This is a genomic window from Bacillus cereus group sp. BfR-BA-01408 (assembly GCF_022663305.1).
Lineage (GTDB): Bacteria > Bacillota > Bacilli > Bacillales > Bacillaceae_G > Bacillus_A > Bacillus_A pacificus.
Genome location: NZ_JAKUFF010000311.1, coordinates 1 through 223 on the forward strand (window position 1 = coordinate 1; position 223 = coordinate 223).

Genomic DNA, 223 nt, shown 5'->3' on the forward strand with positions numbered 1-223 from the left:
CACTTCTCCAATAGACTGAATATGAACGACTTTCTTTCCTATAACCAGTCTTTCATAATTGGCATAAAATCCTTGGATTACATCTTTTTTGGATTTATAAGAAGTGTGATAACCATTTTTGTACTTTTTGAACGAATGTTTTCTCGCCGTATCAAAATCTTTTGAAGCCTGTTTGGGAACTTGTGCATTAATGTCTTTTAACCACTCATATCTCTTTCGCTTC

At 33.6% G+C, this 223-nt stretch carries 1 pseudogene; it reads right to left on the minus strand.

Features of this window, described 5'->3' with window-relative positions:
* Positions 1–223: pseudogene (locus MR083_RS27425) on the minus strand (RNA-guided endonuclease InsQ/TnpB family protein); the annotation flags it as partial.